At 52.8% G+C, this 21,362-nt stretch carries 20 protein-coding genes; 10 read left to right on the forward strand and 10 right to left on the reverse strand.

Annotated features, from left to right (window positions below; translation table 11 throughout):
* The 6 genes from Q0796_RS17255 to Q0796_RS17280 form a co-directional block, all read right to left on the reverse strand.
* The coding region (locus tag Q0796_RS17255) for a UvrD-helicase domain-containing protein (protein WP_298445485.1) at positions 1 to 1,656 on the reverse strand (1,656 nt) is incomplete at its 3' end.
* Positions 1,653 to 5,072 carry an exodeoxyribonuclease V subunit gamma gene (gene recC, locus Q0796_RS17260; protein WP_298445488.1) on the reverse strand — a complete coding sequence of 1,140 codons (3,420 nt, stop codon included), beginning with the start codon at positions 5,070 to 5,072 and terminating at the stop codon, positions 1,653 to 1,655. The genes recC and Q0796_RS17255, both read right to left, overlap by 4 nt.
* Before the next feature lie 410 nt (positions 5,073 to 5,482).
* The gene (locus Q0796_RS17265; protein WP_298445491.1) at positions 5,483 to 5,863 is read right to left on the reverse strand and encodes a VOC family protein; all 381 of its coding nucleotides are present in this window, start codon (positions 5,861 to 5,863) and stop codon (positions 5,483 to 5,485) included.
* 427 nt (positions 5,864 to 6,290) lie between these two features.
* Positions 6,291 to 7,268 carry a transposase gene (locus Q0796_RS17270; protein WP_298445492.1) on the reverse strand — a complete coding sequence of 326 codons (978 nt, stop codon included), beginning with the start codon at positions 7,266 to 7,268 and terminating at the stop codon, positions 6,291 to 6,293.
* A 276-nt stretch (positions 7,269 to 7,544) separates the two neighbouring features.
* Positions 7,545 to 8,309 (reverse strand): FRG domain-containing protein, encoded by a 765-nt coding sequence (locus Q0796_RS17275; RefSeq protein ID WP_298445494.1) that lies wholly within the window; start codon positions 8,307 to 8,309, stop codon positions 7,545 to 7,547.
* Between the two features lie 113 nt (positions 8,310 to 8,422).
* Entirely contained in the window at positions 8,423 to 9,103 is a 681-nt protein-coding gene (locus tag Q0796_RS17280) for a hypothetical protein (protein ID WP_298445497.1), read from the reverse strand.
* A gap of 416 nt (positions 9,104 to 9,519) precedes the next feature.
* On the opposite strand from Q0796_RS17280, the gene Q0796_RS17285 reads away from it, so the two are divergent.
* The 7 genes from Q0796_RS17285 (at position 9,520) to Q0796_RS17315 (ending at position 15,456) form a co-directional block, all read left to right on the forward strand.
* On the forward strand, positions 9,520 to 9,828 hold the full coding sequence (locus tag Q0796_RS17285) for a hypothetical protein (RefSeq protein WP_298445498.1): 309 nt from the start codon (positions 9,520 to 9,522) through the stop codon (positions 9,826 to 9,828).
* Positions 9,829 to 10,308: 480 nt separating this feature from the next.
* The gene (locus Q0796_RS17290) at positions 10,309 to 11,859 is read left to right on the forward strand and encodes an MFS transporter (RefSeq protein ID WP_363322324.1); all 1,551 of its coding nucleotides are present in this window, start codon (positions 10,309 to 10,311) and stop codon (positions 11,857 to 11,859) included.
* Positions 11,860 to 12,141: 282 nt separating this feature from the next.
* Positions 12,142 to 12,723, forward strand: coding sequence for a carbonic anhydrase (locus Q0796_RS17295; RefSeq protein WP_298445501.1), 582 nt, complete (start codon positions 12,142 to 12,144; stop codon positions 12,721 to 12,723).
* A 12-nt stretch (positions 12,724 to 12,735) separates the two neighbouring features.
* Entirely contained in the window at positions 12,736 to 12,966 is a 231-nt protein-coding gene (locus Q0796_RS17300; RefSeq protein WP_298445504.1) for a DUF2789 domain-containing protein, read from the forward strand.
* A gap of 69 nt (positions 12,967 to 13,035) precedes the next feature.
* Entirely contained in the window at positions 13,036 to 13,755 is a 720-nt protein-coding gene (locus tag Q0796_RS17305; protein ID WP_298445507.1) for an SIMPL domain-containing protein, read from the forward strand.
* Between the two features lie 96 nt (positions 13,756 to 13,851).
* On the forward strand, positions 13,852 to 14,163 hold the full coding sequence (locus tag Q0796_RS17310; RefSeq protein ID WP_298445510.1) for an antibiotic biosynthesis monooxygenase: 312 nt from the start codon (positions 13,852 to 13,854) through the stop codon (positions 14,161 to 14,163).
* Positions 14,164 to 14,226: 63 nt separating this feature from the next.
* Positions 14,227 to 15,456, forward strand: coding sequence for a tetratricopeptide repeat protein (locus Q0796_RS17315; RefSeq protein ID WP_298445511.1), 1,230 nt, complete (start codon positions 14,227 to 14,229; stop codon positions 15,454 to 15,456).
* A gap of 156 nt (positions 15,457 to 15,612) precedes the next feature.
* Here Q0796_RS17315 and Q0796_RS17320 read toward each other — a convergent pair whose 3' ends face one another.
* Both Q0796_RS17320 and Q0796_RS17325 read right to left on the reverse strand, forming a co-directional pair.
* Entirely contained in the window at positions 15,613 to 17,076 is a 1,464-nt protein-coding gene (locus tag Q0796_RS17320) for an aldehyde dehydrogenase family protein (protein ID WP_298445514.1), read from the reverse strand.
* Between the two features lie 186 nt (positions 17,077 to 17,262).
* Positions 17,263 to 17,955 (reverse strand): type 1 glutamine amidotransferase domain-containing protein, encoded by a 693-nt coding sequence (locus Q0796_RS17325; RefSeq protein ID WP_298445517.1) that lies wholly within the window; start codon positions 17,953 to 17,955, stop codon positions 17,263 to 17,265.
* Between the two features lie 122 nt (positions 17,956 to 18,077).
* Between Q0796_RS17325 and Q0796_RS17330 the strand changes: the two genes are divergently transcribed.
* The 3 genes from Q0796_RS17330 to Q0796_RS17340 all read left to right on the forward strand — a co-directional run bounded on the left by Q0796_RS17330 (position 18,078) and on the right by Q0796_RS17340 (position 19,833).
* Positions 18,078 to 18,974, forward strand: a complete 897-nt coding sequence (locus Q0796_RS17330; protein ID WP_298445520.1) for a LysR family transcriptional regulator — start codon at positions 18,078 to 18,080, stop codon at positions 18,972 to 18,974.
* Between the two features lie 65 nt (positions 18,975 to 19,039).
* A complete protein-coding gene (locus Q0796_RS17335) occupies positions 19,040 to 19,591 on the forward strand; it encodes an isochorismatase family cysteine hydrolase (RefSeq protein ID WP_298445523.1) in 552 nt (183 codons plus the stop codon).
* 38 nt (positions 19,592 to 19,629) lie between these two features.
* Positions 19,630 to 19,833, forward strand: a complete 204-nt coding sequence (locus Q0796_RS17340) for a DUF2897 family protein (RefSeq protein WP_298445526.1) — start codon at positions 19,630 to 19,632, stop codon at positions 19,831 to 19,833.
* Between the two features lie 12 nt (positions 19,834 to 19,845).
* Here the strand turns inward: Q0796_RS17340 and Q0796_RS17345 are convergent, their stop codons facing one another.
* Both Q0796_RS17345 and Q0796_RS17350 read right to left on the reverse strand, forming a co-directional pair.
* On the reverse strand, positions 19,846 to 20,205 hold the full coding sequence (locus Q0796_RS17345) for a hypothetical protein (RefSeq protein ID WP_298445529.1): 360 nt from the start codon (positions 20,203 to 20,205) through the stop codon (positions 19,846 to 19,848).
* A 172-nt stretch (positions 20,206 to 20,377) separates the two neighbouring features.
* Positions 20,378 to 20,812, reverse strand: coding sequence for a hypothetical protein (locus Q0796_RS17350; RefSeq protein ID WP_298445532.1), 435 nt, complete (start codon positions 20,810 to 20,812; stop codon positions 20,378 to 20,380).
* Positions 20,813 to 21,362 lie beyond the last annotated feature (550 nt).

Raw genomic sequence — 21,362 nt, forward strand, 5'->3', positions numbered from 1 at the left:
GTGGCTGCTGGGGTTGGCGGCAGTGCTGTCGTTGGCTTCGTTACGCACAAATCCGGCGTCGCCAGCCACGCCTTTGTTCAACAGTTGGCAGATGGTTTCGGCACTGGCGCTGCTCATTTGGCGCAGGTAAGTGGCTTTATTGATCGCCTCTTCGCTGTCGTCCCAAATCAAGTTCATCGCCGCTTGCGGCTCGCCATCAACGCTCCAATGGCGATCGCGGCCATTGGCCTTAACGCTGACAAAGGGGATCCGATCTTGGTACATAAAGGCGCCGTCGGCGCTCTGATCCGCTTGTTCAAACAGAGCATTGGCGGCGCTTACCATGTCGTGGCTCGAACGGTAGTTCGTCGCTAGGGTGTAGTGGTTGCCTTGGGTGTCGTCCCGCGCTTGCAGGTAGGTGTAGATGTCGGCGCCGCGAAAAGCGTAGATCGCCTGTTTGGGATCGCCAATCATCATCAAGCCCGTATCCGCTTGGTTTAGGTACAATCCGCTGAAAATACCGTACTGCACCGGATCGGTGTCTTGGAATTCGTCAATCATCGCCACCGGAAACTGGTGGCGAATTTTGGCCGCCAGCTGCTCGTCGCTGTCGTTATCCAACGCTTGGCCTAAATCGGCGATCAGATCGTCGTGATCCATCAACGCCAACCGCTGTTTTTCGGCCGCAATGCGTTGGTGCACCCAATCCGCTGCATGGCGCAGTAACGCTTGCTTCAGATCGAGGTTTGCCAGCTCGATAACCAGGTTTTCCAACGCCGCAAACGCCGGTGACTCAATCGGATCTTGGCCTTTTTTTGCCGCTTTACGCATGCCATCGCTGGTAAAACGACCCGCCACGGTGGCGCTGGGCAACGGCTTGTCGCCATTGAACCACTGTGCCAGTTCATCCAACTGCGCCGCTTTCACGTATTTCAGCTGGCCTTTATCCAATGCTTCTTCCACTTGGCCGCGCAGTTGTGGCCACTCACCTTGCCACAGCCGTTTGCAGTTGCTGATCTTGTCGCCAATCTTGGCGGCAACGGCCAGCGGATCGTCGGCGGCTTCCACTTTACCCAGCAAGCCATACAGATCTTTTTGCAGCTTACTCGGTTCGTTGTACAGATCGGCAATGGCGGCCAATTCGTCGGTTTGGCGCGGGTAAAAGTGCACTCGCCAATAGTCGCGCACCGCCTCTTCATGCAGCTTCGACAGATCGGTTTCCAGCTGCAGGTTGAACAAGCTGCCGGAATCAAAGGCGTGCTCGCGCAGCATCCGCTGACACCACGAGTGAATGGTGTGTACCGCCGCTTGATCCATCATCTGCGCCGCCAGCTCTAATTGGCGGGCGCAGCGGGGGTGTTCCTCTATCGGGTGATCGGCCATCAATTGGCTGATGATCGCATCGGCCTTCGCTAAGCCACGAAACGCATTGGCCGCTTCCACTAGGCGCAGACGAATGCGGTCTTTCAACTCTTCGGTGGCGGCTTTGGTAAAGGTCACTACCAGTATTTGATCTGGGGTTAACGCGCCCGCCGGATGGCTGTTGCTGCCGCCGTGCCCCAACACCAAACGCAGATACAGCGCGGCAATGGTGAAGGTTTTGCCCGTACCAGCAGAGGCTTCAATTAAGCGGGTGCCGCCCAGTGGAAAGGTGATCGGCTCAAGTAACTGGCTCATTGGTTGCTCTCCTGCCATTGCGGCGCATCCACTAATGGCTGATATAACGATTCCGCCCAGCGGCTAAAACCGGCGGTTTCTAATTCACTAAACTGCTGCCAGCAGCGGGCTTGATAAGGGCTGTAACCCAGATCACCGGCAAACATGGCACTGCCTTCAAAGCTTTGTTTGGCGCTGGCAATGGCCTTGTCGTTGTCGTTACTGCTGGCCAGCGTTTGCAGGTACTTAATGCCTGCGGCCTCGGCCAGTGGCAGTGGCGCGGCCATCGCTTGGCGATACCCCGCCAACAAGTTGCTCAGTTGCTCGCGCGCATCGGCCGCGGCCAACGGTTCAAAACACCAGATCCCATCGGCGCCCACCACGTAACTGGTGACTTGCTCGGCGTCGTTAACGTACTGGCTGTTGGCGGCCAGATGTTGCAGCCATAAGCTGCGCGCCGCCAAGGGCTTCTTCAAGTTGCCTTTGTCGTTCAGCGACTGCGGCAACACCAGCAGTTGATAACGGCGCTCGCCGTCGGTTAACAGCCCCGTAAGCCAGTCTTCCAGCTCTAACTGTTGGTGGCTGAATTTGATCTCTTGGGCGGGCAAGCTGCGCCAGTTGGGCGCCAGCGTTAATGCCCGCTGAAACGCGGCAATGGCGGGCTGAGTTAACGCCTGCGCGGCAATGTCGGCAAAGGGGCCAATGGGCAGATCGCCACGGCCTTTCCAGCGGCGGATCTGCTGCTGCAAAATCGGTTCAATGTGCTCGGCACCGCCTTGCTGCAACTTGCTGAACAACTGTTGCCGAAACTGGTAGTTCTCGAGGCCGTTAAAGCTAAAGGGCTCCAGATCGTTCGCCAGCTCTTCGTCGTCTCCTAACCACACCCCAAGGCGACGACCTAAAAACAGCTTGGCGGGATCCTTCAGCAGTACCGCTAAGTCGTTAAGGCCAATTGGTGCCTGCGGTTGCCACGGCGGCAGCGGCTGCGGAGCCACTTCTGCCAACTTGGTGTGGATGGCGTGCCATTCGTGGGCGTAGGAGCTCAGCGGCGCATCGGCTTCAAAGTAGTTGCGGCTAAAGGGTTGCAGCGGGTGGTGTTGGCTTAGGTGCGGCAACAGTTCGCTGCCGTCGTGCAGCTGATAGCCACTTTTGATGTGATCCAGCAGCTGCCCTAACAGTACCGATGGGGTGCGTTCGGCGTTATCGCGGGCGTTGTAGCCCACATAGCTGAACGAGATCCACTGCCGTGCCGCCAATAAGGCTTCTAAAAACAGGTAGCGGTCGTCTTCACGGCGGCTGCGATCGCCGGGACGGTATTGCGAAGGGATCTTCGCACCAGCGCCGTCCAACTGGCCAGCCATCGCCATCAGATCGAAATCCAGCGGTGGCCGTGAACGGGGGTAGTCTTCGTCGTTTAAGCCCAGCAAACACACCTGCTGGAACGGGATGGCTCGCATCGGCATTAAGGTACAGAAGTTAATTTTGCCCGCTAAGAAACGCTGGGATACGCCTTCGCTTTCGAACGGGGCTAAACACACCTCTTTCAGTACCGACAACGGCAACGCTTCGGTTACGTTGGCATCGACACAGGATTGCTGCCAGCTGGTTAGGGTTTCTTTCAGCTTGGCGACGATGTTGGCTTCGATCTCATCCTGCGGGGTAAACAGCGCATCCAGCGCCGCCGCTAACCCGCCGCTCCACTGCCGCGGTTGCCACTGCTGGCCAAAGAAGCGCCAGATCCCTTCTAAGCTATCCAGCAGCGCCGACAACTTGCCCACCAGCGCGCTATCAAGGCCGCCGATCTCTTCGCAGGGTTCGATGTTCTGCCAGCTGGCGCCATCGCCCACGGCGTAGCCCAGCAGCATCCGCTTTAAGCCAAAGGCCCAAGTGTTTTGTTCCAACTGTTCCGGCAGTTGCAACTGCTGCCGTTGTTCCCCATGCAAGCCCCAACGAATGCCCGCTTGCTCTACCCAGCGCTGCAATAACGGCAGCTCGCTTTGGTCGATATCAAACCGCGCTCGCAGGGCGGGCACGGCCAACAGATCCAGCAGTTCTGATACGGCAAAGCGGGCGTTATTCAGCCCAAACAGGGTTTCCAGCGCCAGCAACATCACCTGATGGCCACGCTGAGGGCGATCGGCAATAGTAAAGGGCAAGTAGCGGTTATCGCTGCGAGGCAAGCGGCCAAACACCGCTTCGATGTAAGGGGCGTATTGCGCCACATCGGGCATCATGACGATGACGTCCGATGGCCGCAGCTCTGGATTTTCCGCAAAACGGCGCAACAGTTGATCGTGCAGAATTTCCACTTCACGCTGACGGGAATGCGCCAACACCAACTGCACCGAATCGTCGGCGGCGGCCACCGGCTGTGGCGTTGTTGGCAGTGGCGCTAAATCAAAGATCCCCTGCTGCAGTTGTTGCAGCAAGCTGTCGCCCTGTGGCGCTTCAAACAGATCGATCTGCTGAAAATTACCTTGGTACTCTTGCGGCTGATCGTATTCATACAACATGCCGATGTAATCGCGCCCCTGCTTCCCCCACGCCGCCAGCAGCGGGTTAACCATGTTGTGTTGCAGGTTTTCATCCAGTTCTGCCGGTAATCCCTGCTTACGCTGATGCCGGGCTTGGCTCAGCTGACGTTTAAGCAGATCTTTATCTTCCACAATGTCGCCCCAGAAGTGCTGACAAGGGTTGTTGATGCACAGCAAGATTTGGCAATGATCCGCCAAGGCCGCCAGCGCTTCGATGCTTTGCTTAGGCAAGGTGCTAATGCCAAACACCACCAGCCGCCGTGGCAGCCCTTGCGGAGTGATCCCCGCTTGCAGCGCATCAATAAATTGCTGGTGCAGTTGGGCACGGCTGCTGTCGCGCTCGCCCTCTTCCATGTCGGCCAAAATGGCGCGCCACAGCTGCGCCTGCCACAGCTGTTTTTGCGGTAAGGGGCTGCGCTGGCCACGACCAGACAAGATCACATCGTCTCCCGCCGCCCAATGCTGCAACCAGTCGGCCCGGTACACTTGGTATTGGTCGTACAGATCCGCCAGTTGCTCGGCCAGCTGATCGCGCTTGCGGGTTAATTGATCCCCAGACAAGAAGCGCTGCAGCGGTTCAAAATCCGCTTGCTCTACCAGCTGTGGCAACATCCGTAGCAAACGCCAACGCAGCTGTGGCTTGTCGAACGGCGACACCTTCGGCACGGCTTCTTCGCCCAGTACGGTGCGATAAACCTGCCACATAAAACGCGCTGGCATGTCCATCTGCAAACCGCAGGCGATCCCGTGGCCCGCATCGGCGGCCAATGCCAGCTTGAGCCACTGCGCCATGCCATCACTTTGCACCAAGAAAATCTCGCGTTCGAGCGGCGCCAATGGGTGCTCGCCAAGCCAATGCACCACCAGATCCCGCAATTGTTCGATCTGATTAGAGTGGAGCATCATCAAGCCGTTGGTGAACGCTTGACCACTAGGGGGAAGTGATTGAGAAGCCACAGGATTGCCTCAAGCTGGAGAGAAAGGAGTAATGACTTTGATGATACCAAACTGCGGCGGTTACGCAGGGCTTTTGGGGGCAGATGCTGTTGATTGCTGTTTTCGTGGCCGCTGCCCGCCCCGTGAGCCATTCGTGCCCCGTTGCTGTGGGTGCACATCAAACGCCGTGGTTGCCGCAAATCTGATCCTTCAAGCCTAACCACGCCCCTGTGCACCACACTGGCCAAGCAACATTGCAGGCTAAGGCAAGCAAGTAACCAGATTAAACAACCGCGCGACAGCAAGGCTGCTGTCGCGCGGTTTCAGCCGAAATGGGCTGCCGTTGGTGGCTTAGATTGTATCGAATGCGCTGCTGCCTAAGCGCGGGAGTGTAAACCTACGGTGTTGCCTTCGCTGTCGGTAATAATGGCGATAAAGCCATAGTCGCCAATGGCCATTTTGCCTTGCTGCACTTCGCCACCAGCGGCGGCAACGCGTTCGGCTTCAACGGCGCAATCTTGGCAAGAAAAATAGACCAAGGTGCTGTTACCACCGGCACTGATCCCATCCATTTTCACCAGCGCCCCCGAGCTGCCGTAGTTTTCCATGTTGGAGGCAAAGCTGTACATCTCTAGCTCGGAGCCCGTCGGACTGGGTAAGCGATCTAAGGTGATCGCCAATACCGTTTGGTAAAATTCACGCGCTCGCGCCATATCATCAACATAGATCTCGAACCAACCTACTGGATTCATTGACATTGCCTTGTCCTCCGTTGCGATAACTCCCATTGTTATCGGCTTCAGTTTAGACACTGGATTGCGCCGCAGTCGGCCAAATTGGCAACCGCAATACGCGTGTGCTGGGCTATTGGAAAAGAGATTACGGCTTGTTGGCTTAGCGGGGCGGAGTTCTCAACCAAGCGCCAACGAAACATCGATGAAAAATAGCGGCCACGAGACAGACACTTTGCTTTTTAACTAGACATCCATTTTATGCTTCGTAAATGGAGCATCATGGCATCCGTAGTATTTGCTGATCCCGTTAATGCATCTGGGGGGCGATTGATGCTGTTCTCTAGCAAGAAAAGCGCAACTTGGTGGCTCGATTGGCCGGATCGGTGAAAAACAGGCAGCAGAACAGCCGCGCCTTGGCGGAAAGGGTGAAACTTAGCGAATGAAGCGAAGGCTAACCGAAGAGCCGTTTGGCGTTGCCGCTGCCCCGTATTCGTTGACTGCTATCGTGTTGCCGACAACCTTGTAATGCCGTTAATCGCCCCGCTAAACCAGAGAATTGATGCTCAAACCCTTGGGTTAGCTCTAGCCAACTATCAACGTCAATCCCCAACCTTGTTAGCAAAGCATCGCTGTTCGCTGGAATGGAACCGGCTTTATCAGCACGGATGGCGCGACCTGTGAATTCAACCAGTTCTATGTATTGATTGAGGTGGCAAGGCAGTTGTTCTAACTCACCTTGGTTGGTATCAAACGGTTTGAGTTTGGTTGGCTGAGTGCCATTGATGGCCGCTTTGATGCGCTGGCGAATACTGGTGTATTGGGAGTCTTCTGGTGTGTTCGCCATCTGGGCGCGGATCGGATTTAAATCCACGTAGGCCATGCATGACAGCAATGCTTGCTCGTCTAATAAGGCTTGGGATTTGAAACGCCCTTCCCAAAAACGGCCTGTGCAGCCGTCTTCTTTATTCGCTTGGCGAGCGATGTATTCATTCAGGCTACGCATAAACCAGCTGATGTCCGTCAACCGCTCTCGATACAGCTCAACTAAGCGCTCCACTTGGTGCAGTTCGCCACTGCTGAGGTTTTCGCGCTCTTCCTCAACGCAATACAGCTGGGTTAAGCGAGTACCAGCAAACATCTGATGCCAACGGTTCAGCACTGCTTCTGCATCCCACTGCTGGGCACGGGTTGCATCAACGTGCAGCACCACATGGGTGTGGTTACTCATGATGGCATAGGCGCAAATTTCGATGGCGAAGGTGTCGGTGAGTGCCAGCAGCCGCTGTTCTATCCAGTCACGACGGTGTTCGTAGCTTTTGCCGCTGTAACTGTCGATCCCACACAGAAAACTGCGCCGAACGCAGCGACTCACACAGTGATAGTACGGCGTGTCTTGCAGGCTAACTTGGTGCTTTCTCGCTCTTGGCATGATCTCGTCCTTGAGATGGCTAAAAACCAAGCGTAGGAGATAGCTAAAAAAGTGCCAGTTAAGATGGGTGTCTAGTTAAGTTCAGGTGTCTAGTTAAGTTCATCAGATGGGTGTCTAGTTAAGTTCATCGGATGGGTGTCTAGTTAAATCTTCCGCCACAATGACGCCGGATATATGTCAGCATGCCGATCTATCATCAAGCACCTTGCGCTTTCGGGGGCGTCCATATATGTCTAGTTAAATCTTCTGTTAAATTTCTGATCAACAACGCCCTTGTTAAGTACCGAATTCACGCATAATTCTGTTTGATAGCGAATTTAAATCTTGGTAAATATCATCCTCTTTGATCCCTGTTGCATAAAGTTGATTTTGTATTTTTTTACGGTCACTTTCAGAGCGCAATTTTAACTTTATGATGTGTTCTAATTCATTTTCTGAAAAGTAATCATTTATTGGTTTATTGCTAAACCCATGAAGTGTGAAAACACCTTTTTGACTCGTAACTCTTTGGTTTAGTAGAGGGAGTGATATTGCAACTGGGGCTATTGGCACTGGGTTTTTATTATTTCTTAAATACTTAGGCAGGTAATTGTTCACTATTGATTCTTTAAATTCATTTGGTGCTATGACACCTTTAAAACCAATTGATTTTTCATTCATCTCATGAGGTTTCATAACCCATACAGCCCTAACAGCTTCGTTATTTTCTTGCTCTAATGCAAAATATAATGAAACCAAAGGAGATAACGACCAATCTAATAAGCGCGTTGGCAAACCATAATGTTGCATTAATGTATAAAGCTCAAAAGCATTAGTTGGCTTTTTTGTTGTGTAATTCTGAAAGTAGGTTAAAAACTCAGCAATTATAGATTCTTCTCTATTTTCAGCTAAATTTCTCCAAAGAACTCCAGGCAAAAGGCTTAAGCCTTCATCTTTGATTCCTCTAAACCAAAGATCGCTATGGTGACAACCAAACGTTGAAGAAATCGAGCCAACAATTTCTAGATATTCTGACAGATCACTAAATTCGATAGTTTGCACAACCTCTCCTTAGGTACTTAACGCCCATTTAAGGGGCAAAATATAGTTGGCTAAAATAAGTGAACGGAGTGAACAAAACAGCCAACTGTATTTTGTACCTCTTGAAATTCTTGTTAGGCTTGTGTATCCACACGCGCATTTGACATACCAATTTCTTCATTAAGCTTTTCTTGCCTCTTCATTGCTTGGTCAAGAATTTCTTGCGCGTATGCTCTAACGCCTTCAGGTACTCCTGGTTGGTTTGCAGTTGTGCTAGCACGAACAATGTCATCGACATTTCTGGCAACTTGACCTACTTGCTCATTTTCCCATTGAGTTCTTTGCCTTTGCTCTCTCTCACTTGCATAGTAAATATCAGTAATTGCACCTCCAGCACCTTCGAGTGAAAGGTTTACAGGTGAATTTACCCCTACATTTCTTATAATAAGTGAATTATCATCGTTTGGAATATAAATAGGAACAAAGTTATCCCCTTCTTTATAAAACACCATTGGCCTATGGTGTCGAGCAATTACATGCCAGAACTTTTTAGCTGATTCATCCTTCTCTGCAAGGATTTCAAAATTCTTGAAATCAGAATGCTGAATAGCTTTTTTGGGGAAAATTTCTGCTGATGAAGTGGCAACAACAAGACTATTTGGATCTAGCCCATTTGAAATTAAGTCGCAAATCCTTTCGACCAATAAAAATTTGAGGTAGTTGATCTCAGTTTGTTGTAAATAATGAGTAATTGCCCAAGAAGGTAAATCTTCTTTTCCCTGAAAACTAATTTTTAACCTTGAATTTAAATTCAAACTCAATCTTCCTTAAAAGCCTAACAGCTTATTATGATGCCAACTGGCACTTTGTTTACGTTACGCACTGGCATCTTTTTCCCAGAGCCCTGCTCGCCAGTCAGCGTCAAACTCTTACCTTTTCAATATCTTACCCCTACTATAAGCCGTTAGCCAGAGAAACGCATGCGGCATAGGATGCCTTTGGCTGTAAACAAAGTGCCAAGTGTCAAAACTGTGCGTTTGGCCAATAATTTTGGTGATTTTAGATCCGATCAAAAAACACCATTCACCAATGCCGTTTGTGGTGATCCAGTAATAACGCTGCTGACGATTGCCCGTTGAAATTGCATTCGCTGGCTGGAATATGGCTGTAAACCAAGCCATCGGGTTCAGTAGCCTGTACGGCAGGCGCAAAGAAGGCTGTGTTGCCGCCAGTGAAAACTGAAACGCCTTTGGAGTGTTGGTTTGCCCGTAACCTGATCCCTGGTGCTTTAGACGGCGTAGATGAATCCACCTCTGCCATCACTGGCCCTTATTCCACGCCGCGGATCTGGGTGCAGCCGAGCGATCCGGTGTCATTTGAGGAGGGGGCGCCTCCTTTACGCCAGCGCGCTGTAGCCGTGACTGCACTCTCCTTCCCTTTTCTTTTCCTTCCCTTTTCCTTCCCCTTTTTCCTTTTTCCTTTCCTCCTTTCTTTATTGTTGCTCTGTCGTGGCCAACAATTTCTTGCTGCTGATTTTTGAGCGTTTGCGCTTACTGCTATTGCTTCTGTTTCGTACTTATCTCTCTTCATCACTGCCACTGCGTTGCCATGCAATACAGCAGCGCCTGCTGCATCAACCACGCGACGGTGGATCCGAGCATTTTTGTGCAAGGTTCAAATTTTCACAGCCAAAACCCACGCACTTTGTGCCAGCGTCGCACTAGTCACATTGTTGAAACAAACCGTAAAAACAGCAGTAACAACAAATTGTTTCTTATATTAATTAGTGAGTTAGATAAATAATCGCTGCTGATTTAAGCGTTTTCTTTGTGCCCATATCCTTATCTTATTTAGGGTTTTGTCCGGTTTTTATCGTCAAAACCACGCAAAATCTCGAATTTCACAAAAACATCCTTCGAAAACCACTCAAAACACCAGTATGAGAGCCATGTCATAACCATTCGTGCTGGTTGCTGGCACAATCCGAGCAGGATTCACGCTGAACAACACCATTTTAAAGTTGAAACGCACTGCCAAAGCCGCAGTCGCCAACGACTTTAGCGTGGTGGATCAGCCCTTTACTAGAGAAAGAAAGATGTGGAATAGACTGAATAAGTCGATGATGTTTTGCCAAATGATGTTTGGCTTGTCCTTCTACGGTGTGATGGTGATCTTGACTCGTTTCTTCTTAGAAGATCTGGGTTACAGCGAAGCCGATACCATGATGGTGGTTGGTGCGTTCTCGGCCATTGGTCCTCTGTTCGCTATCGCCGGTGGTTTCATCGCCGATAAGTTCTTGGGTGCTTACCGCTCACTAACCATTGCCTTCTTCGGCTTTGCTTCTGGTTACGCGTTATTGGTGCTGGGTGCAACCACCAAGCAGGTGCCGATTGCGCTGCTGGGTATCGCCTTAGCGTCTTACTCTCGTGGTTTGATGTCCCCGTCTTACCCGAGCCTGTACAAGCGTACTTTCAAAAGCCAAGAAGACTTTGAAAACGGCTACCCAGTTAACTACTCCGTTAACAACGTAGGCGCGTTCTTGGGTCAATACCTGTTCCCACTGCTGGCATTGGCTGTTGGGTTCAACGGTTCGTTCGCGTTGTCTGCTTCTTTGGCTGCTGCGGCTGTCGTTATGATGGTAATCAACTGCAAGCGTCTGCAAGCGGTTGGTGCTGACATCGACCAAGCGCCTGTAAGCAGCAAAAACTGGGCACTGTTCGGCATCACCTCTGCGGCAATGATCGCGTTGGTATTCTTCATGTTCTCTAACATGGATGTTGGCCAAAATATCGTTTACGCCATTGGTGCTGGTGCGTTGGTTTACTTCGCGTCCATCATGATGAAATCCGCCAAGGCGCAGGCGCTGAAGATGGGTACCGTGTTGATCATGGTGTTCCTGACTACCGCGTTCTTCGTATACTACGGCCAGATGATGACTTCCATGAACATGGTTGCCATCAACACCATGCGCGGCGATCTGTTCGGTTTCATTCCGTTTGAGCCTGAAGCGGCCATGGCGATGAACCCACTGTGGTGTATGGTTGCGGGTCCTATCATTGCGTGGTTCTTTGCCAGCATGGATAAGAAGAACATCCACATCCCTACCGCAACTCGCGTTGCTGGTTCGTTCATCCTGACCGCTGTTGCGTTCGGTATCCTGACCTTCGCGGTTCAGACCGTTGGCACCGATGTGGTGGTACGCCCTGAGTGGTTCTTCGCTTGTCACGCCTTCTTGGCGTTCGCTGAAGTAATCGTTGGCTCTATGGTGGTGGCCTTCATCTTGTCTGTAGCGCCTAAGAACATCGAAAACTTCTCTGTTTCCCTGTTCTCTGTGGCTATCGCGCTGTCTGGTATCGTTGGCGCGGCTATCTCTACTTCGGTAGCGATGGAAAAAGGCCAAGAGATCACTCAGGCGTTTGTACAAAACACTTACGGTGATTTCTACCAGATGCTGACCATTGCTGCTGTCGGCATGGTGGTTATCGCGCTGCTGGCTTCTCGCATCATCACTAAGATGCTGGATGCGGCTAAAGCCGAAGACGAAGTAACGGGTACTGTTACTAACGCATAATCAGCACGATTGCTGAGTTATGCCGCAGGCTGAGTTCACTTAGCCTTGCCCACAACGCCACCGCTTTTGCGGTGGCGTTTTTATAACGGCCGGTTTGGCTGGCGATCCATCCTTCCCCCCTGCCGCTTATCCTCTGGGTTCGAACGCTGATGCCTGCGCGTTAGCGCTTGGCGCTGCCCCGTGCGGTTATCACCCTGCCCGCCTGAATGCTGCAAGCGAAAATCGGTGCGGGAAACTCAGCCGCGTTATACTGCAATAAGCCCCCTTTGCAGAGGCCGTATCATGTCTTTGATCCGCGACCAAGTTGAGATTGCCAACCAACACTACCGCGACAATTTTGGCGATAAAAGCCAGCTAGCGATGCCGCCCCAGCGCCGCTTCGCCATTTTAACCTGCATGGATGCTCGCCTTGATCCGGCGCAATTTGCTGGCTTGGTTGAAGGGGATGCACACGTGATTCGTAATGCCGGTGGCCGTGCCAGCGACGATGCCATTCGGTCGCTGATCATCAGCCACAAGCTGCTGGGCACCTGCGAATGGCTGGTGATCCACCACACCGATTGCGGCATGGAAACCTTTGACGATCCCACCATGGCCAAGTTATTGCGAGCCAGTTTAGACACCGCCCATTTTGCTGGCGGCCACTGGCACGACGACGGCGAAAGTGGCGGCAGCAACGAAGGCGCCTTTATTAACTGGCTTACCATCAATAATCACGACGATGCCCTCGTCGCCGACGTAAGCCGTTTGCGCCATCACCCCTTAGTGCCGCCCACCATCCCCATTTATGGCTACCTGTACCACGTCAACAGTGGCCAATTAACCTCTCACGCGGCCGCCAATAACATTGGCCGCGCCCGATAATCTGAGGCCACCATGGAAAACCCGATTCACTCGATGTCTGCCCTGTTTGATCAGCTGGGGCTGGACAGTTCAACCGCCAGCATTGATGAGTTCATTAGCCAACATCGGCCTTTACAACAAGCCACGCTATTGCACCAAGCCAGCTGCTGGAGCCCCTCTCAAGCCAGCTTTTTACAACAAATAAAACAAGATGATGCCGACTGGGCGGGGGTGGCGGATCAACTCGATACGTTGCTGCGTTAGTGCGGCCATTCCCATCGGCTTGGTTAGCCGATATGGTAGGCCAACATCCACCAACGCAGAGATGATTATATGGAACATCGTTATCCCATCAGCGCCGCTATTGTGGGCGTGTGCTTGGTACTGGGGTTGGGCTTATTGGGGCAGCAGATTGGCAGTGCCGCGATTGCGTTCAAGCAGCTTGAACGCAGCGTAAAAGTTAAGGGGCTGTCAGAACAAGAGGTGCAGGCCAACATTGTAATTTGGCCCATTGAGTTCAGCGCCGCCAATAACCAACTGGAAGGCTTGTACCAAGGTTTGGATAAGCAAACCGAAATGATCACCGCCTTTTTGCTGCTTAATGGCATCACCGCCGCTGAGATCACCGTTTCTAGCCCGGCCATTACCGATAAATCCGCCCAGCAATATGGCAATACTGGCGCGGCGCCCTTCCGCTTTACTGCCCTGCAAACCGTCACGGTATACAGCAATAATATTGACGGCGTGCGTGCGGTCATGGGGAAATTATCGCAATTAGGCAAACAGGGAATCGTCTTTACCGGCGGCGGTTATCAAGCCCGCACCGAATATCTGTTTACCCAACTGAATGACATTAAACCGAAGATGATCGAGCAAGCAACGCGCAAAGCGCGTGAAGTCGCGGAAAAGTTTGCGGCGGATTCCCAAAGCCAGTTGGGCAAAATTAAACGCGCCGCCCAAGGCCAGTTCAGCATTAACGCCCGCGACAACAATAACCCCCACATTAAAAAAGTGCGGGTGGTAGCCACCATTGAATATTACTTATCGGATTAGCCGCACCAGCACTTAATCGTGGCCCACCATGGGCTGCGAATGCCGCAGCCAAGCCATCGCAGGCTGAGCCCCAATCCACCCAAAGGACGCATCCTCATGAGCCTTGCCGCTACCCCAACGCCGCCCTACTACGCGGTTATTTTCACTTCGTTGCTGGCCGATGAACAAGGCTATGCCGCCATGGCAGAACGCATGGTGGCATTGGCGCAGCAACAACCGGGCTTCTTAGGGATGGAATCGGCTCGCAATAACGTGGGGATCACCGTCTCTTACTGGCGCAGCTTAGACGACATCAAACAATGGAAGCTGCACAGCGAGCATCAACAAGCGCAGCAGCTTGGCCGCAGCCGGTGGTATCAACAGTTTGCGGTGCGTATTGCCAAGGTCGAGCGGGATTACCGACTGTAATTGCAAGCCCCTATTTTAAGTCTTCGTCACCGCAGTACCGTGGCCGTTAACAATGGAGTGTTTATGTGCCAACCGTTTTTATGCCCGCCGTTTATGCCACAGCTACGGGGGGTTGGCCACGCCATGCTGCTTGTGGCCGCGCTGCTGTTTTCACCTTGGGGCAACGCCAGCGCCGCAACAGCCACGGCTGAAGAGGCCACTCGCGCGCTCTTCAGCTTTACCCCTGAAGGGTTCAGCAGCCCGCTTGAGTTTCATGTCAGCTTGCCTAAGGGCTATTCGCAGAACGACAAACGTTACTACCTGCTGCTGGATCTGCACCCGCGCAGCCACGCCTATTTGGCGGGCATGCACGACTGGATGAGCCACAACGGCGAATGGCCGTGGCCGCAATCGTTGGTGGTTACCCCCAGTGGCCGCCATCCGCAGTTTAGCCAGCTGTACCAAGCGTTTATGGACGACAACAGCGACACCCGCGTGGTCGCCGTTTTGCAGCAATTGCTGCACCTTGTCGACCGACGTTATCGCGGCAATGGTTTCCACATCTACAGCGGCTTTATGGGCAACGGCGCGCTTGGGTTAACCCTGCTGCTGCAACAACCACAGCTGTTTAACGCCTACTTTATTGCCAGCCCCAGCATCAGTAATGAGTTTGCCCAAGCGGCCAATAAACAGCTGCGAGCTTTGAGCAAACGCGATAACCGCATCCGCACTTTGTACTTAAATAGCGGCAATCATAACTTTGAACAGGGCAGCTTAGCCGCCATCGCCACCTTCGAACAGGCGCTGCAGCAGGCGGCGCCGACGCAGCTGCACTGGCGGCTTGAACGCAGCCCAGAGCATTACTATATGTCGCGCCCAGTGATCACCACACTGAACGGCATTGAGATGCTGTTTGACGATCTGCACAGCCCATTAAGCGTGGATTCGGCCATTAGCCAACAAGGGGCAGAGGCCATTATTGAACACTATCAAGATCTGTCGCAGCGCAAGTACGGCCTGCCCGTTTCAGCACAGCAATCATTAATCGCACTGGCGAATAGCCAACTGGCTTCGCAACCACAGCAAGCGATCGCCATTTTTAAACGGGTGACGGCGCTCTACCCCACGGACGCCTATGCCCACAGCGCACTGGCCGACGCTTACCTTGAGTTAGGGCAGTTTAGCCAAGCGATTGCCGCCCAAACCGCCGCAGTGAAGCACAGTAAAACCATGATTAAGTGGCATCAAAACCACCATCAACAGCGGCTAACGAAGTTTGAAAAGATGGCGACATTGCCAAAAACCGCGCCCTGAGCCGCACTGACTGCAATGCTTGCGGCTGGCCAGCCATCCCCCAGAAACCAGTCAGGCGCGGATAACCGCGCCTGACTGATCCTGTGTGTTTGGCCGCTGCACTCGCTGGTGTGTTTTGTTGATCTAATGCTGAATTGTTCCGCGCCAGCGTAAAGGTTAGCCCGCAGGGGGATGACGGCGAGAGCGGATCACCAGCAGCCGTGGCTCGGTCATGTCTTCCATGGCGTACTTCACCCCTTCGCGGCCAAGGCCAGAATCTTTAACGCCGCCGTAGGGCATGTTATCCGCCCGCCAGCTGGGCACGTCGCCAATCACCACCCCGCCGACTTCCAGCTGATCCCACGCTTGCTGAATTTTGTCGATGTTTTTAGTGAAAATCCCTGCTTGTAAGCCGAACTTACTGTCATTTACCTGCGCTAAGGCTTGGTCAAAATCATCAAAGCAAGACAGCATCGCCACCGGCCCAAAGGCTTCCTCTTGATGGAGCTTACAATCCGTTGGCACCTGTTCTAACAGGGTGGCGGGCAACATGGCGCCCTGCCGCTGACCACCGCACAGCACGGTGGCGCCCGCGGCTTTGGCTTGGTCAATCCAATTGGCTAACCGCGTGGCTTCGGCCACCGAAATCATCGGCCCAATAAAGGTGTCTTCGGCGCTGGGATCGCCCATCACCAGCTGGCTTACCTTGGCCACTAAGCGTGCCTTAAACGACGAATACAGGCTGCGATGCACTAAGATCCGCTGCACCCCAATGCAACTTTGCCCCGATTGGTAATAGGCACCAAACACAATGCGTTCAACCGCATCGTCCAGATCGGTGGTGTCTTCATCCACCACCACCGCAGCGTTACCGCCAAGCTCTAACACCACGGGCTTTTTGCCCGCCTTGGCTTTCAGTGCCCAGCCCACATCCGGCGAGCCAGTAAAACTCAGCAGTTTTAAGCGTTCGTCGGTGGTGAACAGATCCGCGCCATCGCGCCGACACGGCAAGATTGAGAAGGCGCCCGCGGGCAGATCGGTTTCCGCTAAGATCTCGCCAATGATCAACGCCCCTATCGGCGTTAACGACGCGGGTTTCAAAATAAAGGGGCAACCCACGGCCAGCGCTGGGGCGATTTTATGGGCCGCGAGATTCAGCGGAAAATTAAACGGCGAGATCATTGATACTGGCCCGATTGGCACACGCTTGGTCATGCCGCTGTAGCCTTGGGCACGGGGGCTGATCTCTAAATTCAGTACCTCGCCCGTCATTCGCACCGATTCCTCCGCCGCCACCTTAAAGGTGTCGATAAGGCGCGTGACTTCACCACGCGCGTCTTTAATCGGTTTGCCTGCTTCCATGCACAATGCCTGTGCCAATTCATCAAAGCGTTGTTCAAACCGAGTCACGCAGTGCTGCAAGATTTGCTGACGTTGGTAAGGCGGCATTTGCGCCATCGCCTGTTTGGCGCCATCGGCCGCCGCAATGGCTGCATCAATCACGCTGGGATCGGCCAGCGCAACGTGGCAGGCAACGGCACCGCTGTATTTATCGGTTACGGCCAGATCGCGGTTGGCGTATACCGGCTTATTGGCGAGGTAGTAGGGGTAATTTGGGGGCAAAACAGAGGGAGAGGACATCGACATTCCTTGCTGATGAACAACACAAGTAGGGCATCATAACCTGAGTGCGATGGCGGCCATAGCCGCGGCAACCGCACCACGATAAGCGGCGCTGTCTGCGGCCAACAAGTTGAGGGAAGGTAAAGTCCAACTTGCCAGCTGCAGGACAGCGCCGCGTACTCTTTTAGTGGCTTGCGCCGCGAGTTAGTTCAACTGTGACAGTAGCTTCTGTGCTGCCAGTTCAGAACTGGCGGGGTTCTGACCGGTGATCAGCAAACCGTCTTGTACCGCAAACGGGTGCCAATCGTCGGCCTTTTGGTAGTCACCACCCAGCGCGATCAGTTCATCTTCCAGCATGAATGGCACGATGGAAGACAGCTGCACCGCGTCTTCTTCGCTGTTGCTGAACCCGGTTACCGCTTTGCCTTGCACCAGCGGTTGGCCTTGGTCATCTTTCACTTTTAACAGTACTGCGCTGGCGTGGCACACCGCCGATACCGGCTTGCTGTCGGCCAGCATCTGTTCAATCAACGCGATGGATTGGTGGTTATCCACCAGATCCCACAGTGGCCCGTGACCACCTGGGTAGAACACGGCAGCAAAGTCGCTGGCAGCAACGTCAGCCAGCTTGAGGGTATTGGATAACTGCGCGATGGCTTCGGCATCGTCATCAAAGCGTTTGGTGGCAGCGGTTTGGAAATCGGCCAATTCACTTTTTGGATCAATCGGTGGCTGGCCACCCGCTGGGGATGCCAAGACGACTTCGAAGCCTGCGTCGCGGAAGACGTAATATGGTGCGGCAAACTCCTCGACCCAAAAACCGGTTTTTTCCCCGGTGTTGCCCAGCTCTGAGTGGGAGGTCAGTACCATTAAAATCTTGTTGGTTGCGTTAGCCATGATGCGGTTCCTTGCGGTGCAGTGCTTTAAGTAAGTAAGGCCATTATTACTGACGCCGAGGATTTAGGTAACGGTTAGCGTTTGAGTTACTCTGTTTCAATAATTGATACAATAAGCTGATTATGGAACTCTCATTTGAACAACTGAAAAGCATGGTGGTGTTTGCCCATGTGGCCAATAAAGGCAGCTTCAGCGCCGCCGCCAAAGAGATCGGCCTGAGCCGCGGCGTGGTCAGTTACCACATCAAAAAGCTCGAACAGCAGTTGGGCGTGACGTTGATCAACCGCTCTACTCGCTCGTTCTCGCTGACCGAAGCCGGCAAGCATTACTTTGAACATTGCCACGCCATCACCCAGCAAGCGGCATCAGCCCAGCAGCAGATAGAAAACTTTAAGCATGAGCCGGAAGGGCTATTAAAAATCAGCTGCCCGATCAATTTGGGCATGCAGCTGTTGTTGCCCGCGCTGAATCGCTTTAAACAGCACTACCCGAAAATTAAGCTGGAGATCGACTTCTCGGATCGGGTGGTCAACATTGTGGAAGATGGCATTGATCTGGCGATACGCGGAGCCAAACTGGCCGATTCGTCGCTGCAAGCCACGAAGCTCGCCACGTTGGAAACGGGCTTGTTTGCCGCCCCAAGTTATCTGGCCCAACATGGCCGCCCCACCCGCCCAGCGCAACTGAGCCAACACCATTGGGTTATCTATCAGCTGGCGGCCACCACGCTGGAACTGCAGCAAGGCGAACGCAGCTACAGCATGAAACCCAAAGGGGAAGTCAGCACTAACAATGCCGCCGCCCGCACCGCCTTTGTGGTGGGTGGCCACGGCATCGGCCGCATCCCGTTGTACGATGCGCTGCCGAAGATCAGCAGCGGCGAGCTAGAGCAGCTGTTGCCACACTATCGGCTGCAAGCGATTGAGGTGTACGGGGTGTATGTGGCTGGCAGCGCCCAAACCAAAAAATTGCGGATCTTGCTCGATTATTTGAAACAACACTTTGCCCAGCAAAGTTAGCGAGGATTTACCCCACTGGGCATTTTCTATACGGTAATGATTCATTTCGGTTTCAAGGAAGCGCCATGCAAGCATTAATGATCATCGATATGCAGAACGACTTTGTCGATCACGGCGGGCGAGCCCTGGTGGCTCAAGCCGCGCAAACGGTGCCCACCATCGCCGCGCTGCTGGCCCACTGGCGTCAACAACAGTGGCCGGTGATCCACGTTATTCGCAGCCATCAAGCCGATGGCTGCGATTCCGAACGCTTTCGCCGCCACGCGCCGGTGTGTGTCGCTAACACTTGGGGCGCGCTGCCCTACCCCAGCTTAGCGCCTCTGGCCGATGAGATGGTGCTGATCAAAACGCGCTTTAGTGCCTTCTACAACACCGAACTGGCGCAATACTTGGCGGCCAATGGCATCAGCGATATCGCCATTACTGGCACCCAACTGCCCAATTGCGTGCGCGGCACCGCAGCGGATGGCTTATATCGAGATCTCGACATCAGCGTTGTTACCGATGCCTGTTCGGCGCAAAACCAAGCGGTTGCCAGCGCCAACCTGCAAGATTTAGAAAACATGGGGGCACGCCTCATCCACAGCAGCGCCCTGTTAGCGCCGGATCAGAATTAAGGTAAGCTACCGCAACCGCAATGCAGTAAGGATTCAGCATGGAAAACTGGCACGCTTATTTGATCATCGCTTTGGTGTTTGGGGTGATCATCAGCAACATGATGGTGGTCAAACACCTGGATAAGATAAAGATCCCACCGCTGGTGAAGAAGCCACCTCAGTTCCCGCCGCCAATCTCAGAACAGCTAAAGGCGATGGAGCAACAGCAAGCGAACAAGGAGGGTGCCACCAAGCCGGAATAGGTTGGCGCCAAGTTAGCGCAGCAGTTCTAACACCAGCTGTTGCTGATAACGCACACTCAGTTGATTGCAGTTGGTCGCCAGCAGTTGCACTTCCACAAACCCTTCGGCAGCTGCGCTGTACATTTGGGCCTGCCAAGACGCGGCCGCCGTGGTTCGCTTAAGGCGGTTTAACACCACCAAGCCTGTCGAGTCGGGATGGGTTTGATGGGCATACACCAACATTTCACCGCGGCTGAGATCAATGCGCAGCGTGGCCGGTTTCGCCGCGTGTTGCCAAATTCCAGAGATGTCACATGGCTCTGCGGCCGTCGCAGCAGAACAGGTTGCTGCCACAATGGCGATGATTAACATCATCCGTTTAATTAGCATCATCGACCCCACTTGGCGCTAATAGCCCCCGATTACGCTGGGATAAATAACGGTGCTCACAACATCACCCCAGCCTAAGCGCATTAACTGCGTTACAAATTATCCGATGGCTGAGTACTCTATTTAAGAAAACAAACGCCGCCAGCGAAAAATAAAACAAAGATTAATGGCTATTTTACTTCAGGTCAGCACAACGCTCTTTTTCAACTGGGCTGATCGCTGCCGTGCTGCTTACTCTTACCTTTACGCAGCCAGATTTGATATCAATCAGCTCTTTTTGCACCAAGGTAAAAGCGCCTTCTTGTTTTGAATTCAAGGTAAATTCATACGCTTTATTGCTGCCTTCAAAAATCGCAGTAAACAAACCGCCAACCAACGCACCCGCCATGCCACCGGCGATCATATCTTCATGGTTGCCATCCAGCTCTTCAGTAACCCCCACCACGGTGCCGCTGAGGATCCCGGTTTTCACGTTGGACGACAGCTCGACTTCCTGCACCGACTCAACCGCGGCATAGAACTCTTTGATCACTTGATTCTGATCAGCGCGATCGATCCCTTGGGTTGCACAGCCGCTTAACAGCATTAACGCCAGCAAAGATTTTTTCATTGGTATTCCCTAATTCAATAAAGGTTGTTTGATTGCTATCTGAAATAAATAAAACAACGTGTTCTATTATAAAAACAAAGAAAGCGTCAAAGGCGCTCAGTTATGGATAATTAAACAGTTTAATGGTGTGTCATAAGCCATCAATACACACCTGAGAGTTACACAAAATATAGCATGACCAGCGCAACTACAACATCTTAGCCGCGATGCAAAGCGCCACCAACAAAGAGAGACGATGCCTTAATAACGATCGGCACGTTAATTATGCTAAGTGTTGCGTTATTCAATTATTTGCCACCAAAACAATCTGCACCGAAAACGTTCTGTACCCAAGTGGTTTATATTGATAACAACACCGTTATCAATATAAACCGCATTCTCTGTTTCCTAAATAACGCCATCAATGGCTTGATAACGCCCAGCCCGTTGTTGCCCCTTGCCAGTGCTGCGGCCATAAAAAAGCTGTGTAAGTGATCATCTGGCGGTGATAACTTTCTGCCGACTTGGTGACGCCGAGTGCAGCAGTGATGAAGTAAAGCCGAAGGCAGGA

This window comes from uncultured Ferrimonas sp., assembly GCF_947489035.1.
Classification (GTDB): Bacteria; Pseudomonadota; Gammaproteobacteria; order Enterobacterales; family Shewanellaceae; genus Ferrimonas.

Coding starts and splice junctions, on each gene's coding strand:
- recC (WP_298445488.1), bottom strand. CDS start 5,072: ATGCTCCACTCTAATCAGATCGAACAATTGCGGGATCTGGTGGTGCAT.
- Q0796_RS17265 (WP_298445491.1), bottom strand. CDS start 5,863: ATGTCAATGAATCCAGTAGGTTGGTTCGAGATCTATGTTGATGATATG.
- Q0796_RS17270 (WP_298445492.1), bottom strand. CDS start 7,268: ATGCCAAGAGCGAGAAAGCACCAAGTTAGCCTGCAAGACACGCCGTAC.
- Q0796_RS17295 (WP_298445501.1), top strand. CDS start 12,142: ATGTCTTTGATCCGCGACCAAGTTGAGATTGCCAACCAACACTACCGC.
- Q0796_RS17300 (WP_298445504.1), top strand. CDS start 12,736: ATGGAAAACCCGATTCACTCGATGTCTGCCCTGTTTGATCAGCTGGGG.
- Q0796_RS17305 (WP_298445507.1), top strand. CDS start 13,036: ATGGAACATCGTTATCCCATCAGCGCCGCTATTGTGGGCGTGTGCTTG.
- Q0796_RS17310 (WP_298445510.1), top strand. CDS start 13,852: ATGAGCCTTGCCGCTACCCCAACGCCGCCCTACTACGCGGTTATTTTC.
- Q0796_RS17315 (WP_298445511.1), top strand. CDS start 14,227: ATGTGCCAACCGTTTTTATGCCCGCCGTTTATGCCACAGCTACGGGGG.
- Q0796_RS17320 (WP_298445514.1), bottom strand. CDS start 17,076: ATGTCCTCTCCCTCTGTTTTGCCCCCAAATTACCCCTACTACCTCGCC.
- Q0796_RS17325 (WP_298445517.1), bottom strand. CDS start 17,955: ATGGCTAACGCAACCAACAAGATTTTAATGGTACTGACCTCCCACTCA.
- Q0796_RS17330 (WP_298445520.1), top strand. CDS start 18,078: ATGGAACTCTCATTTGAACAACTGAAAAGCATGGTGGTGTTTGCCCAT.
- Q0796_RS17335 (WP_298445523.1), top strand. CDS start 19,040: ATGCAAGCATTAATGATCATCGATATGCAGAACGACTTTGTCGATCAC.
- Q0796_RS17340 (WP_298445526.1), top strand. CDS start 19,630: ATGGAAAACTGGCACGCTTATTTGATCATCGCTTTGGTGTTTGGGGTG.
- Q0796_RS17345 (WP_298445529.1), bottom strand. CDS start 20,205: ATGATGCTAATTAAACGGATGATGTTAATCATCGCCATTGTGGCAGCA.
- Q0796_RS17350 (WP_298445532.1), bottom strand. CDS start 20,812: ATGAAAAAATCTTTGCTGGCGTTAATGCTGTTAAGCGGCTGTGCAACC.